Genomic DNA, 14,848 nt, shown 5'->3' with positions numbered 1-14,848 from the left:
TTTTATATTTCTACAACATGAGGTTTACCCCAAAACTATATACTCTATATACCGGGAAGGTCATATATCCTGCTCCTTCAGGGCCAAAATCTTTGGTTTTCATCTTATCCCAGGTAAATAAGTTTTGCCCAGACAATACAAACCGGATTTGATCAAAACCTATTTTCTTGGTTGACTCTCTTTTCAAAGAATAACCCAACTCAAGGTTTCGTAATCTTAGGTATGACTTATTGAAATTGACAAAATCACTGGCTTCATGGTTTACTGATTTTTCGGTAGACAAAGCTGGCCATGTTATCGTTTCACCATTTGCATATCGCTCCGAAGTCCAAGCATTTTGATGTAATGCGGTATACATTCCTCCATTGGTAATTTCCCAAATCCCTGGCCCCATCATCATTCTTGAATAATCCCCTATGCCTTGGAAAATAAAGTTCATATCAAATGCACTGTATCTCAATCCTCCGGAAAATGCATAAGTTGCTCTAGGGACCAAACCGCTACCAACAGGGCCTTGATCTCTCTCATCTATTATCCCATCAGCATTCAAATCCTGATATCTTAAATCACCAACCCGAACTGCACCAAATCCATATTCCAAACCTGAAGCATCAATTTCAGCTTGTGAATTGAAAAAACCATTTCCTTGGCTGTAGTCAACTAAGTAGCCAAATTGTTGGCCATATGAATATCCCTCTTCTCTGATACGGTAGTGAAAATCTTCCGTCCGTTGTGCCTCATTCCAACTAATGATAGTATTATGGTTTTTTGAATACATCCCTTCAACATAAAATGACAACTTATCATTTAATCTTTTGTCGTATCGAAGGGTTAGTTCATAACCTTTGTTTTCAAATATCCCCTCATTTAACCTTGGATAATTTGAAAGTGGAATCCCTTGATAGGCAGGAATGGTAGAAACTGCTCCCACAACCATGTTTTCCATTTTCTCTTTGAAAATATCTGCAGAGAAAGTGATTGAATTAAAAAGTCCCAAGTCGAGACCAAAATTTGTTTTGGTGGATACTTCAGCTTGAATATTAGGGTTACCAGTTTGTCTCTCGGTAATTAAATATTGTAAATATCCTATTGGTCCACCTGACTGTTGAGTGATTTGGTCCAGATAGGCATATCGTTGTAAATCGCTCTGATCATTCGCAGTTTTTCCCCAAGATGCCCTAAATTTCAATAAGCTCAACCAGTCGGTACTTGACTCTAAGAATGATTCATTGCTAGCGATCCAACTTGCTGCTACCGCTGGAGTAAATAAATACCGATGTGAACGAGCATATTGTTCAGAACCTGAATATCCAAACACTCCTTTTAAAACATAACGATCATCGTAGTTGTAGACCAATTGCGCACCGGTACTAAGACGTTTGTATGGGAGAAGTTCAGGTGCGTTGGTATTGGCTTTGGTTAGGTCTTGAAATAATCCATAAGCCATAGCATTGATTGAATGATCACCAAAAACCCTGGAATAATCAAGCTGTCCCTTATAGGTTAAATGGTAATAGTAGGAATGTGATTTACCATATGCCAAAGGAGTATTATTCTGTTCTCCCTTTTTTGAAAATTCCAGTTCATTCCAATTATCAGAACGGATATATCTTTCATAATCCTGAGTGGTTCCTAAACTCCCCACAGAATTAGTTTGATAGGCAAATACTCCAGAAAGCTTCAGCCCTTGAGTTAAGAATCTCATATCCAGATTAAGACCAAACTGGGAACTGATATTAGTTACCGTATGATTATAATATCCAGTTCTATTAAGTATTCCAAAAGTTGATTGATCCACGCGATCTGTGGTAATTACTTGTCCACTACCTGGGAAATCTACACCATTTTCATCTTTTACTATTGGTGTCAATGGTCCATAAGTAGTTGGAGGCATGAGAAACATACTTCCGTAAGTTGCATCATTGGATGCCCCACCAGGCACATGTTCTCTCTTGACATTCCCACTTAATCTTAAGAAACCGCTCAAATAATTATTGAATTGAATATCAACATTGGAACGATAATTTATCCATATGTTTTTTGGATTAGCATCATAGTCTTTAGACTCCGTATTAAAATAGCCGCCCTGATGCATAAAGTTCAAATTTGAAAAATAGGTTACTTTATCATTTCCGCCAGTGATGTTCAGTCCCAATCTTTGCATAGAAGCAAAATCTTTGAAATACTTTTCATACCAATTATTGCTAGGATATAATTCCGGAGAATCACCTGTCCGATAATGGGAAATGATATCTTCAGAAAACTGACTGAAAGGACCTAATCCATCATTTACACCTGCCTGATTGCTGAACTCAGCATATTGTAGGGCATTAAACATAAGAGGTTTGGTAGTGACCTGTTGAAAAGATTGATCTAATCTAGCTTTAATTTCTACAGGACCTTTTTTTCCTCTTTTTGTTTTCACCACAATTACTCCATTTGCACCCTGTATACCATATATAGCCTGCGTAGAAGCATCTTTCAGAACGGTAATAGATTCAATTTCATTTGGAGAAATATACTCCAATGATTGATTACTGTTATATGAAGTAGGAATTCCATCAATCATAATCAAGGGGTCGCCACTTCTTGCTGCGGATATTCCGCGGACAAATAGTTCGGTATTCGCCCTTGATAGTTCAGAAAACGATTCTTGCGTTGTTAATCCAGCAAGTCGTCCAGCAAATGTTTGACTCAGATTAGCAACTGGATGTCTTTCTACCACCTCACCTTGAACAACAGAAACTGCCCCGGTTAGGTCTCCAAAGGTTGTGCTGCTATAACCTAGATCAATAATTCTATCCATCTGATGAATATCTGTTTTTAACACTACATTCGAGGTACTATCTCCTCTTAGGATATTTATTACCTGTGTTTTGTAGCCTATCCTTTCAAATTTTAATTCCTCAATACTTAATGGAATTTCAAGTTCGAAAGCTCCTTCCCAATTTGTGGAAGTTCCTATTTTATTGTCTTGAGTTGATATAATGACATCCTTGATAGGATTTTGCTGTTCATCAAGCACCTTCCCCGACATATGCACTGTGGATTCTTGTGCAAGAACCTGTAGTTGTAACATGTTACATAAAAACACAAGAAGGCTCAACTTAAAATATATTCGAAAATCTTTCATCGTATCTTATTAAATAATTTTACCATCCTGGATTTTGCCAATTTACCCCAGTTATTGAATTCAACCTATTTGCCTCTTCTAAAGGAATTGGCAACCAAATAAACTTGCTTGCATAGTTTCTTCTTTCGACATCTCTTACCACTCTTCTGGCATATGCATAAGTTCCATCTGTATTTCTTGTTATGTTCATTGCCGTTATCCATTTATCGGTTTTAGCAAGATTTTCCCCAGGTTTTGCCCATCTTCTGACATCAAAAAACCGTTGTTCTTCAAATGCCAATTCCACTCTTCGTTCATGCTTCACCCTTAGAATTAGATTCTCTTTGCTCAGTCCTTGTGGTATTTCTGGCATCCCTACCCGAGTACGGATTTCATTCACGGCAGTTCTTGCTTCTTCCAGATGGCCCGCTTCGGCTGCTGCCTCTGCAAAATTCAATATCACTTCCCCTAGTCTGAACAATTTTGTATTTGCCCCTCCGATTGGGTTATTGGTACTTGAATTTGGATGCAAGAATTTACGTTGAAAGTATCCTGTCCTCGTTGCTTTTCGAACTGTTCTGTCAATACCTGTCTGTGGTTCTCCTTGGTAGGTTGCGATAATCCTGATGCGGTTTCCCATTCCTGCCGGATAATTTTCAGGTGACTCTTTTACTTCCGCGAAATTCCAGAAGGCATACCGCTTAGATCCATTATAATAGATGTTGGCATAAAACCTAGGATCTCTATTTGCATATGGGTCATTTGGATTATAGGTCTTGTTATTTTTGTTATAATTCGGTTGTAGATGTTTTTCATCAAGATATGGATTTGCCAGGTCCAATATTGGTTCTCCATCAATGGTTTCAAAAGCATCAACAATTTCTTGACTAGGACAGGTACCTGTCTTATATCCATCTTGTGCCCCTATTCCATCTATATTCCAAATATTGCCTTGACCTTCTCTACTCTGCCAAATAGTTTCTTTATCGATTCGAGTACCTGAAAATTGCATACCTTGTGTAAAGTATTCATTGTATAATGAGGCATTCTCATTCACTTTTGGACCAATAAATGCTGTTGCAGAAAGATAGGTTTGAGGATAGTTAACTTTTTTATACAATTCATAACCATTTGCCCGCAGATTTGCCAAGGACTGTTTATTAATAGTATAGGCCTGTTCCCAATAATTTTGTCCAGCATTATTCTGGGGGCTAGCGGCATACAAGATCACTTTGGATTTTATAGCTTCTGCAACAGACTTAGTAATCCGGTGTTGCTCACCTTGGTCGGTAATGGTCCATGGCAATTCGGAGGTTGACAAGGCAACATCACAATCTTCCATTATAAATTTGACCAAATTGTAATAAGTTGGTTTTTCAACCCCTGAAAAGTCAGCATCAAATTCCATTGGCTCTCGCATGATCGGCAGTGCCGAGCCAAACCATTTCAATAATTCGTGATAATAGTATGCTCTTAATAGATGAGCTTCAGCTTTCCATCTTTTCCGGTCTGTTTCACTATTGACGGTTGCAGCATCTATATTCTTGATAAATACGGTACAATTTCTTATTCCTGCCCAATACCGGTTCCAATAGTCTCCGTTTCCGCCATCAATGCTAATATTAGTCATGGGGTGAAAGGCTGCTGAAGCATCTCCATTGTAAACTCTTCCTGACATTAAGGTTGGTTCAGCTTCTGCATCAGTGTCCCAAGCTTCGTCGCTCCAAACTACAGGCCCACGCATCCAGAAAAAATAACGTGTTCCTTTCGTTGGAATTTGATCATAACAACTATTCAAGAAAGCTGCTACTTTGAGATTATCCTTAAAAACATCCTCAATGGAAAAATAACCATCGGGGGCCATATCTAGTTCTTTATTACAAGAATTCAATCCAACTGAAAGGAAGGCAGCCAATATAATCGTGTATATATTTTTTCTTAATCTTAAATTCATGATTTCTAAAATTTAAAAAGTTACGTTAACTCCCATATTCAACATTTTGGTAACCGGATATCCAATTGGATCCATATTCTCTGGATCAAGATGTTTCATGGGGAGATTGTCCCATAAGAATAAATTATGTCCACTTACATAGACTCTGAATGCATTTACACCAATAGGCTGCAATAATTTCGCAGGTAGGGTATATGCCAATTCCAGATTCCTCAATCGTATGTAGGATCGATTCATGATAAAGAAGTCATTGTTTACGTGGTTACTGTTGCTTTGAGTACTCAGTGCTGGATAGGTAATTTCCTCCCCATTGGCATATCGTTCGGCAGTCCAAGCGGTTTTGTGATATCCGAAGTAGGTTCCTCTGTAAGTGTTTTCATATACCCCCTGCGTACCACCCCAAACTCCTGAATAGCGACCTACTCCTTGGAAAAACACCGTAGCATCAAATCCTGCAAACGAAACGGTCATTCCAAATCCATAGGTAATTCCAGGAATGCTGGAAGCACCAATCGGAACTTGATCTTTATCATCCACCACTCCATCTTTATTTAAATCTTCATATTTGAAATAACCTACTCTGGGAACTCCAAAACCATAACTCGTGGTTGCTAAATAACTATCAAGTTCTTCTTGGCTATTGAACATTCCATTGCCATTGCTATAATCTATTTTATAACCAAAATTTTGTCCCATGGCATAACCCGTTCCACGATATCGATGTACATAAGACTCATCGCGAATGGGTTCATCAATGAACTTAACGACATTTCTGTTTTCACCATAATTACCGTTGAAGCTCAAATGCAACTTGTCTGTTATCGTTTTCCTATAAGTCAGCTCTACTTCGAATCCCTTATTGTTCACGATTCCCATATTAACTCTAGGGATATTTCCTAACGGTACACCTTGAAAGGAAGGAACAGATTGCCTTTGAATAAGGATTTGGCTCCTATCTTCTATATAATAATCAAATGCAGCTGTCAATTCCTTAAACAGCCCCAAATCCACACCATAGTTTTGCTTCTTTGCCAACTCCCAAGTAACATTTGGATTGCCGATTAAGCCTTGAATGATTCCTTGACCTGAAGTCGAATTCGAACCTGGTATAGTGGCTAAACTACCCAAAGGACCTCCTCCTAAGGTATTCTTGGTTTGATATAAGAACCTAACTCCTCCCATTTGGTCATTACCAACTTTACCATAGGATGCTCTGAATTTTAAATTATCAAGCCATTCGTATTTTGGCATATAGGGTTCATTACTCAGAATCCATCCAACAGAGAATGCTGGAAAGAATCCAAATCTTTTACTTGGGGCAAATTGTTCAGAACCATTATACCCCATATTGATCTCTGCCAAATAGCGGTCATCATAACCATACGTAACCCTACCCGCAACACCGATAACATTGAAAGGAATTTCACCAGCTACTGTTTCCCAGTAATCCCGTTGCGCTAGGATCATTCCAGTTATGTCATGTTTCTCACCGAATGTTTTCACATAGTTAATGGAACCTTGTAAGTTGATATTATATCTGGAATCAGCACCTTTTGAAAGACTTAAAAGCTCCTCTTCGGAACGCTTCACTGCATAATTCAATGTATTTGATGCGGGGACTATTTCAGCCAGGTAAAGCCTCTCCCGTTTATACCCTTGGGCAGCTGTGGTTGCTCTGGTATCATATGAAACCATACCTTTCACGCTCAATCCTGGAACATATTTTCCTAAGGAGACATCAATCCCTAAGGAAGCGTTTAGATTGGACCTGATTTCATTCCTATAGCCCATTCGATTGATGATCTCAAATGCCGATCTATCCATATATCCCGGATCAACGATCTGACCAGGCTCAACACCAAACCCTCCGATGGTAACCGGACCAGGAGTTATAGGCAAAATTGACTGTGCTTGGTACAATAAATCTCGCATCATCCAATTGGTATCTCCTCCATATAAGCCTGCTGAAGGCATATTCACTTGTTCAATGTAGGTTCCTATATTTAGAAATGATTTTACATATTCGCTGATTTTATAGTCCAGATTAGACCTAAAGTTATATCTCCGCATCCAAGAAGAAGGGTCATATCCTAATTGCTCTTTGGGCTCAGTAATCAAGTTACCTCCTTGTCTCAGGAATGCTCCATTTACGAAATAGCTCAATTTGTCTGTACCACCACTACCGTTGATATTCAATCGGGTCTGAGGTGTATTTTTAGCTATAAATTCACGGTAATAATCATGGTCAGGATACATATAATTCAAGACCATGGCTTTGGTATTGTAATCTGGATCATTGCGATCTAAACCCGCCAATGGATTTTCATATTTCCCAATTATATCAGCTGAAAATGGTGCTTCCAAGCCATCGTTTAGGGAAGCTTGATTTCTCAGATTCAAATACTCCAAGGATGTTAATCGTTCAGGTTCTCTTGTAAAAGATGTCCAACTTTGATCTAGGCTGACATTTAACTTCATCTTGCCTTCCTTACCTCTTTTTGTAGTAATCAAAATTACGCCGTTAGCACCTCTTACCCCAAACACTGCGGTTGCAGAAGCATCTTTCAATACAGTAACTGTTTCTACCTCATTGGCATCCAAGGTTCGGATATTATCCCTTGGCACACCATCAATTAAAATCAGCGGTGCTTGTCCATTCGTTGTAGCAGCTCCACGAAGAAACATGGTTGCATCATCACGTCCCGGTTGTCCACCACCACGTTGCACAGAAGATAGGCCAGGAAGTTTTCCCGCTAAAGCGACTGCCAAACTTGCTGAAGGCGTTTTCTTCAAATCCTCACTACTTACAGAAGATACAGCACCCGTAACAGATAATTTCTTTTGTTGTCCATAGGCCACAACAACAACTTCATCAATATCTTCGCCTTGTTTTAATAAATCAATCGTTAGATTTCTAGCCGTATTTACTTCCGTTTCTTGCTGTTGATAGCCAATTAAGCTGAAATTTAATTTCCCGCTGTTTGGAAGTTCAAGCTCGAATCTGCCTTGATCGTCACTGGAAGTAGCAATATTGCTATTTACAAAACGAATAGTTACTCCTTGTAAGATTTCCTTTGTTTCTGCATCACGAATCGTCCCCTCAATTTTAAACCCTGATTGGGCGAATAAAACATGAACTGAAATAAATAAAATCAGAAGAATGGATAACGACTTGAACAAAATACTTTTCCAAAATAATGTTCCTTTCATAGTCTTAGGTTTAGTTTTAGGTAAGATGTAGTTCTTAACAATTGATATCAATTTTCCTAAAAAAGAAATAAACGCTAATATTTCTCGACTAAAGGGATTTTAATATCAATAAGAAATTAATTAGTAAAATGATTTTGACCTTGGTTTTAATTTTAGCCAGTTTATAATTTGATAGTATAAGATAAAAATACAGTTACATGTATAATTCCGCATCCTGTGCCGTCCTGATTTCCAATTCTTTAAGTGAAAACCGTAAAAACTCAACAAAAAACGTTTGCTAAAACAATTAACCTATATAAAATATTTCACGAATTCAAGTAACGAAAAAAACGACCAACAAAACTTGCTGATCGTTTTTCATTAATTATTAAACTATAAATGAAAATGTAAAAATGAAATTCGAATTTATGCCCTAAAGAATCTTAGTTCTATCAAGTTATTGGGGATAGGCAAGCTGTTCCAATGTTCATGAATAACTAACGCTGCTCCGACTGCAGTAGCCTGAGCCATAGATGCAGCATAAACCTCAACCTCAGGATATTCCTTTGCCAATAGGTTCATGTAAATCAAGTTTTTACTGAAACCTCCATCCACAAATACCCTCGTGATTTTTCCTTTTTGAGAAACCAAATTTGTCGATTTAACCTGAGCCTTCACTAGATGCAACATTAATGAATGATATGCTTCCTCATAGCTCGAAAAACCATTCAAATCAATTTTTGAAAATGCACTTAAATCATCCGATAAATTCCCTTCCTCCAATTTTGAAATCAGATTCCAATCAACTTCCATATTCCGGAATTTTGCAGTAGTGATCCCAAAGTGATCTGCAATTCTTTTGGTTTGAATATCATGTTCATGCCCTGCGAACAACCTGGACGCTTTAACAGGATCACCGGCATAGGAAAGGTAGAAAAGACAGTCCTGCTCTAATTCATGTTTTGTGAGTGGGCTATGATTAAATGGATTTAATGAAATACACCATGTACCTGTTGAAATTAAAACAAAGGGTTCATGGAAATTCAAAAGATATGGGATTAAAGCAGACGAACTATCATGCATGCCCGAACCTATCAAAAATGTACTGCCAGGAAAATTTGCAGAGAATACTTCATCAGCATTTACTATGGGAGCCAACTTCTCCTCTATCCTATTATCTTTTACCCATTGATGGTATTCCTGTTTATTGTAGTCCCAAAGTGCGGTATGACAACCGATACTAGTCTTATCAGAATACATCTGACCTGAAAGTAAAAAGCTGAGATATTGAGGTAGATGTAGGGAACAAAATGTCTCAGCAAATACTTTCGGTTTTTCTTTCTTTATCCGATAAAGTTGCAAACCTGAATTTAAACTGCCTAAATCGGGAGATGCAGTATCTAAACTAAATTGTTCCAACCCTCCATAGGAATTATGTAATTCGTTCTTTAATTCTTCTGGGTATTCTTTTAAATAATTATATAACGGAGCTACGGGTTGTCCGTCTTCGCCTATGAGTACAAAACTCGCACCGTAGGCCGTAAAATTAATAGCCTTTATCTCAAAATCCGTTTTTCGAAATACTTCATGAAGTGAATCAAAAACAGATAATCTTAAACTCTCTAAATTTTCACACGGATCCCCGTCTTCATCTACCGTTTCAAGGAATCTTGCAGATTTCTCAAAAACGATTTGATAGTGTTCGTCAAATAAAAACAATTTCTTGTTCGTCTTACCCACATCAAAAATGGCAACAACAGGTATACGTTTTTTCTGTCCCATCTTAAAATATTATAAGCCTGTAGCTACAGAGTTTTCACCTCTTTCCTTTACTAAATTATCCCGAACGGATAACTCTTCAAATAAGCTTAACGGATTCAATGCTGCTCCGCCCCTCAACCTTGCCTCTGCAACTATTGGTCGTACATCTGTCCTAAAAGCATCTTGCAAAATATTCTGAGCACCTACAATATCATTGTTCAATTGAGCCTCTTTCAGAGCATTACGATCAACCAATAATGCTTGAGCATAAGCTATCATAATGGCTTCTACAGATTGCAGTAAGTCCACTAAAGGATCTTTTAAATTGTGGGAAGCATCGATCATCCAACCTAAATCGGTCACATGATCCATAGCACGGTTATCCATTCCCTCAACAAGTTCATTAAAAATCAAAAACAGTTGATATGGTTTTATGGATCCTGCAGTTAAATCATCATCTGCATATTTACTATCATTGAAGTGAAAGCCTCCAAGTTTACCTTCCATTAGCAATAAGGAAACAATCTGCTCAATATTTGCGTTTGGAAGATGATGTCCTAAATCCACTAAAGTAAAGGCTTTAGGTCCTAATTTATTCGCCAGCAATAGAGATTGACCCCAATCACCAATAGTCATTGAATAGAAGAATGGCTCAAAAGCTTTATATTCTACAAACAACTTCCAATCCTCAGGAAGGTGAGCATATATTTCTTTTAAACTTTCTAAGGTATTTTGAAAAGCTTCCCTAAAATTCAATTGGCCTGGGAAGGAAGAACCGTCAGCTAACCAAACAGTCAATGCTTTTGATCCTAGTGCAATACCATGGTCAATTACTTCTTTATTATGATCTATAGCCTGCTTTCTGACTTTTGGATCGACATGATGTAATGAACCATATTTATAGCTAAGTTCTTGTGATTTTTGATCCTGGAAAGTATTTGAATTAACTGCATCAAATTTTAGATCAAGTGAATCAGCTAATTCCTTAATTTTCTGAGTGTCTTCAGGAATATCCCAAGGAATATGCAATGATATTGCACCACTTGATTTGTTAAGTGCATGCAATAATCCAACATCCTCAATCTTCTCTTCCAAAGTACCTGGTTCACCCCTTCCAGAAAACCTCCCGAAACGTGTACCACCGGTACCCAATGCCCAGCTGGGAATGGCAATCTGAAACTTTTCTAATTTGGAAACTATCCCTTCAATACCGGGAATCTCTTCTTTTAAGAATTGGAAAGCCCGGTTATGCCTGGCTTCCAATCCTTGATTATGTTGTTTAATTTGTTCTCTCTCAATCCTCATCGTATCAGCTTTTAGGTATTTTGTTGAATTTATCTAACAAATGCCATTGCGACTCCACCATCCACATTCAATACATTACCAGTTGATTTATTTAGTAATCCACCAACAAAAGCAAAACATGCATTGGCAATATCCTCTGGCAAAATTACTTCATTCAGCAATGTGCGCTTTGCATAATATGCTGGCAATTCCTCAACGGTTACTCCATAAGCTTTTGCGCGACCTTCTGCCCATCCGCCAGCCCAAATATTACTATCTGAAATGACCGCATCCGGATTTACTACATTGACTCTAATTTTAAATGGACCTAACTCAGCTGCATTCAACCTGCTTAAATGTAATTGACTAGCTTTTGCACTTCCATATCCAGCATTATTAGGACCACTTACTAAGGCGTTTTTGCTAACGATATTAACAACATCACCACCAACTCCTTGAGATTTCATCACAATAGATGCTTGTTGAGTAACATAAAATTGGCCTTTTACCAAAACATCATATAATAAATCAATGTCTTTTTCTGTATGATCCTCAATAGTTTTCGATATGGAAAGTCCCGCATTATTCACAACGATATCAACCCCAGCAAAATTCAAACATGCTTTCTCAAATGCAACCTTTATTTGATCTACACTAGTTACATCTAATGGTACTGATACAACATTATCATTTCCAAAAAGACCTTCGAATTCTTTCTTCGCTCCTGCTAACCGCTCCGCATTCATATCATTGAGAACAACCACGGCTCCTTCCTCAGCAAATTTCTTTGCAATTGCTTTTCCTATCCCTCCTGCACTTCCGGTAACTAATGCGATTTTTCCGGACAAGGCTTTTGGTTTTGGCATACGCTGTAATTTAGCCTCTTCCAACAACCAATATTCAATATTAAATGCTTCCTGTCTTGGCAATGAAGTATATTCACTAACCGCCTCAGAACCTTTCATTACATTGATTGCATTGGTATAGAATTCTGCAGCAACACGTGCAGTTTGTTTATCTTTTGCAAATGCAAACATCCCAACTCCAGGATAAATAATAATAACAGGGTTACGATCGCGTATAGCTGGACTATTTGGATGTTTACAGGTCTCGTAATAATCGGTATACATCGCTCTATAATCCTCAAATAATGGAGCTAATTTTTCCTTGAGACTTGAAATATTGGTTAAATCTTCATTTTTATCCAAGTTCAAAATCAATGGCTGAATCTTCGTGCGTAAGAAGTGGTCAGGACAAGAAGTTCCTAGTGGAGCCAATTTTTCAAGATCATTAGAATTAATGTATTCTAATACGCGATGATCATCAGTGAAATGTCCAATCATATGGCGCTCACTTGAACATAGTCCGCGAAGTACCGGAGCAATCTTAGCTGCTTGACTCAATCGTTCCTTTGGATCTAAACTCTCTATTTTCTGCCCTCCGAATACTGGCCTTGTCTTGCCATAGTTCTCTTCTAAGTAATTAGCACATGCTTCTATTACATCCAATGAATTGATATACGATTCTTTGGCAGTATCTCCCCAAGTGAATAACCCATGAGACCCTAACATGATTCCACGAATTCCTGGGTTCTCTTCAAGACATTGTCTTAACTGTAAACCCAAATCAAAGCCTGGCTTTTGCCAGTCCACCCAGCCGATACTACCATTGAATAGATCCTGCGTAATTTTTTTCCCATCTTTTGCTGCTGCAATGGCTATCGCTGCATCTGGATGTAAGTGATCAATATGCTTAAAAGGTAAAAAACCATGTAATGGGGTATCTATTGATGGCGCCTTTGATGCCAAATCATAGATACAGTGATTGAATAATTCAACCATCTCGTCCTCATGCTCAATACCGCGATAAACTTTCTCCAAATCTCTTAACCGATCTACATATAATGCAGCAAGACCCGATTTCTTCAACGTACCGATATCCCCTCCCGAGCCTTTAATCCACATAACCTCGACTTCCTCCCCTGTCAATGGATCCTTTTCCATGACTTTACAAGAGGTATTGCCTCCACCGTAATTGGTTATCCTTAAATCCGATCCTAAAATGTTAGAACGGTATAATAACAGAGCCACCTCGTCACCCGCAAGCTGTTGAGCGTACTCATCGTCCCATAAATAATTAACGTGTTTGTATGTTCTCACTGTTATATGATTTTAGTTTATTATTCTAATGTTTTTGCAAATCCAACTATACAGATGGAGATAATAATTGTTATAATTCCAGCTATAATTGCTGTATTAGTCTGTTTACTGACTCCCTTCCATTCTTTTAAAGCGATACCCCAAGCATTCGAAATTAAAATGATAAATGCCATATGTAATATCCATGAACTCGCGCCATTCCCTAACCTGCTCTCTCCCATCCCATAAAAGAAAAATTGTAAATACCATGTTGTTCCCGCTACCGAACACAAAAGAAAATTCTTTCCTAATGGCGCACTTGACCTCGAATAATCTGAATAGGATTTATTCTTAATCAATAAGTACAAACACCATAAAAAGTTAGTGCTGAACCCTCCCCAGAGAATTACGATATAGGTCACATTATTTTGATATAAAAATTCCCCTTGTCCTGGATTTGCTGATTTCCATAAAGTATTAGCAACTTCAGCCATAGGTTTGCCAGACTCAATCCCGAAATTAAAACAGGCACTCAATATCCCTGAAACAATGGCTACGACGATTCCTAACCCAAAATTATAATCCGATTTCGCCTCAGTTGTTAGACTTCCTAAGCTTCTTTCCTTCAATACCCCAGCCTTACCACATAAATAGATCCCAACTATACAGACAAGCAACCCAACCATAACACAGATCCCAGCTTGATTAGTAAAAAAATAATCAATCCCATGCTTCCCTTCTACCTTATTGAAAAAATAATATATCGCAGGCATTAACGAACCGAAAACCATACTCAAGCCCAAGATTATACTGCTCCCCAGGGACACCCCCAAATAACGAACCCCTAATCCATAGGTCAATCCGCCTATACCCCATAATATCCCGAACAAAAAGGTATAACCTAAAATCCCGCTGCTGGTATTTCTTATTATTTCCCAAAAATCTGGTATCGTTAACCAGGCAGCAATCGGTGGAACAATTATCCATGAAAACAAACCGCCTAATATCCACATAGACTCCCAAGACCAGCCTTTCACCTTCTTGTAAGGAACGTAAAAACTTCCTGACGCAAATCCCCCAATAAAATGAAATATTACTCCTGCTAATGCATTCATACTCGATCTTAAAAATGATTTAGGTTTATAAGTTAATCCGAAGATATTTTATTTCTTTTATTCAACTGTTATGGACTGTCATGCTGTACACAACTATTGTCGAATTTAACTCATTTATGCTATTCCTGTCGAAATAAAAGTTTAAACAATTTAACAAAAAAAAGGCGAACCCTAAGTCTAGTCATGGTCGGAAGAAATTCCGACCATTTTTTATGTTTTAAAAACTTTACCTGGGTCGCCTCCTGCAAATATGATTAGAATAGCAGTTATCATATCCCGGAGCTCCATGGCTATT

General features: G+C 38.0%; 7 protein-coding genes. All 7 read right to left on the bottom strand.

Going from position 1 to position 14,848, the window contains the following annotated elements; translation table 11 throughout:
* Positions 1 to 10: 10 nt before the first annotated feature.
* The 7 genes from E0Y80_RS19400 to rhaT all read right to left on the bottom strand — a co-directional run bounded on the left by E0Y80_RS19400 (position 11) and on the right by rhaT (position 14,553).
* Positions 11 to 3,079 (bottom strand): SusC/RagA family TonB-linked outer membrane protein, encoded by a 3,069-nt coding sequence (locus tag E0Y80_RS19400; protein ID WP_197091685.1) that lies wholly within the window; start codon positions 3,077 to 3,079, stop codon positions 11 to 13.
* Between the two features lie 73 nt (positions 3,080 to 3,152).
* Positions 3,153 to 5,066 carry a RagB/SusD family nutrient uptake outer membrane protein gene (locus E0Y80_RS19395; RefSeq protein WP_156309312.1) on the bottom strand — a complete coding sequence of 638 codons (1,914 nt, stop codon included), beginning with the start codon at positions 5,064 to 5,066 and terminating at the stop codon, positions 3,153 to 3,155.
* A gap of 12 nt (positions 5,067 to 5,078) precedes the next feature.
* Entirely contained in the window at positions 5,079 to 8,276 is a 3,198-nt protein-coding gene (locus tag E0Y80_RS19390) for a SusC/RagA family TonB-linked outer membrane protein (protein ID WP_156309311.1), read from the bottom strand.
* A 405-nt stretch (positions 8,277 to 8,681) separates the two neighbouring features.
* Positions 8,682 to 10,037, bottom strand: a complete 1,356-nt coding sequence (locus E0Y80_RS19385; RefSeq protein WP_156309310.1) for an FGGY-family carbohydrate kinase — start codon at positions 10,035 to 10,037, stop codon at positions 8,682 to 8,684.
* Positions 10,038 to 10,046: 9 nt separating this feature from the next.
* A complete protein-coding gene (locus tag E0Y80_RS19380) occupies positions 10,047 to 11,321 on the bottom strand; it encodes a sugar isomerase (RefSeq protein ID WP_156309309.1) in 1,275 nt (424 codons plus the stop codon).
* A 29-nt stretch (positions 11,322 to 11,350) separates the two neighbouring features.
* A complete protein-coding gene (locus E0Y80_RS19375; RefSeq protein ID WP_156309308.1) occupies positions 11,351 to 13,459 on the bottom strand; it encodes a bifunctional aldolase/short-chain dehydrogenase in 2,109 nt (702 codons plus the stop codon).
* A 20-nt stretch (positions 13,460 to 13,479) separates the two neighbouring features.
* A complete protein-coding gene (gene rhaT / locus E0Y80_RS19370) occupies positions 13,480 to 14,553 on the bottom strand; it encodes an L-rhamnose/proton symporter RhaT (protein WP_156309307.1) in 1,074 nt (357 codons plus the stop codon).
* Positions 14,554 to 14,848: the final 295 nt, after the last annotated feature.

The sequence above is a fragment of the Sphingobacterium endophyticum genome, from assembly GCF_009733535.1.
GTDB classification, from domain to species: domain Bacteria; phylum Bacteroidota; class Bacteroidia; order Sphingobacteriales; family Sphingobacteriaceae; genus Sphingobacterium; species Sphingobacterium endophyticum.
The sequence above is the reverse complement of the archived record's forward strand: the minus strand, read 5'-3'. Positions and strand labels throughout refer to the sequence as shown.

Coding starts and splice junctions, on each gene's coding strand:
- E0Y80_RS19400 (WP_197091685.1), bottom strand. CDS start 3,079: ATGTTACAACTACAGGTTCTTGCACAAGAATCCACAGTGCATATGTCG.
- E0Y80_RS19395 (WP_156309312.1), bottom strand. CDS start 5,066: ATGAATTTAAGATTAAGAAAAAATATATACACGATTATATTGGCTGCC.
- E0Y80_RS19390 (WP_156309311.1), bottom strand. CDS start 8,276: ATGAAAGGAACATTATTTTGGAAAAGTATTTTGTTCAAGTCGTTATCC.
- E0Y80_RS19385 (WP_156309310.1), bottom strand. CDS start 10,037: ATGGGACAGAAAAAACGTATACCTGTTGTTGCCATTTTTGATGTGGGT.
- E0Y80_RS19380 (WP_156309309.1), bottom strand. CDS start 11,321: ATGAGGATTGAGAGAGAACAAATTAAACAACATAATCAAGGATTGGAA.
- rhaT (WP_156309307.1), bottom strand. CDS start 14,553: ATGAATGCATTAGCAGGAGTAATATTTCATTTTATTGGGGGATTTGCG.